The organism is Streptomyces sp. YS-3 (assembly GCF_045257485.1).
In the GTDB taxonomy this organism is placed as follows: Bacteria; Actinomycetota; Actinomycetes; order Streptomycetales; family Streptomycetaceae; genus Streptomyces.
Genome location: NZ_JBJHPC010001069.1, coordinates 1 through 1055, shown reverse-complemented (window position 1 = coordinate 1055; position 1055 = coordinate 1). Strand labels below are relative to the sequence as shown.

At 68.4% G+C, this 1055-nt stretch carries 1 protein-coding gene; it reads right to left on the bottom strand.

Annotation, left to right across the window (positions count from 1 at the left end; translation table 11 throughout):
* Positions 1–26 precede the first annotated feature (26 nt).
* Positions 27–821 (bottom strand): ECF subfamily RNA polymerase sigma factor, BldN family, encoded by a 795-nt coding sequence (locus tag ACJA3G_RS37510; RefSeq protein WP_406557475.1) that lies wholly within the window; start codon positions 819–821, stop codon positions 27–29.
* Between the last annotated feature and the right edge of the window lie 234 nt (positions 822–1055).

Genomic DNA, 1055 nt, shown 5'->3' with positions numbered 1-1055 from the left:
GGCTCAGCGGGGCGCCCGTGGGGTTGTCAGCGGGCGTCTTCGGGGAGGAGGCGGGCGAGGGTGCGCACGGCCCGGTACTGGAGCGTCTTGATGGCGCCCTCGTTCTTGCCCATGACGCGGGCGGTCTCGGCGACCGAGAGCCCCTGGAGGAAGCGCAGGGTGACGCACTCCTGCTGCTGCGGGTTGAGCTTGCGTACGGCTTCGAGGAGCGCCGCGTTGGAGAGGGACTCCAGGACGGAGTCCTCGGGTGAGCGCTCCACTTCGTTGGCGTCGAGCATTTCGCCTGTGGTCACTTCCAGACGGAAGCGGCTCGACTTGAAGTGGTCCGCGACCAGGTTGCGCGCGATCGTGACCAGCCAGGCGCCGAAGTCGCGCCCCTGCCAGGTGAAGGTGGAGATCCTGCGGAGCGCGCGCAGGAAGGTCTCGCTGGTGAGGTCCTCGGCGGTGGCCTTGCCGCCGACGCGGTAGTAGATGTACCGGTACACCGTGTCGCTGTACTGGTCGTACAGGCGTCCGAAGGCGTCGGCTTCGCCCGCCTGGGCGCGTTCGACGAGGTCCATCATGCGGGCGCTGTCGCTGTCCGCGCTGGGGCGGCGGGCGGTCGGCGTCGCGGACGTGCCCGTGCTGCGGCCACCGCTCCGTCTTCCGACCGCGGCACCGCCCTCGGCCAGCGCGTAGCAGGCACCGAGGGGTGAGGCGGTGGCGAAGGCGAAGGCGGGGGCGGTGGCGTACGCGGTGGGGACGAAACCGCGCAGACGGTCGACGACCGCTGCGCGGAGCGTAGCCAGGCCCGAGGCGTCAACCCCGACGTGTGGGTACACGGGACTCCCAGAGGCAGAGCTTCCATCACGTGCAGTGCGGGACCGTTCACCCGCCGTGGCGATGTGTGGGTTCCGGTATGCGTCTGAGGAGAATAACGCTTCGTGCAGGGAGCGCTACACCCAGTTGCTCAAATCGTCGATTCCGTCGCTTCTGTTACGTCTATGGGGCGGTTTGGGTAGCTGAGTGTGAGCGGGTGGTGATGCGATGCTGATCGATGTTGATCGGTTGGGGGG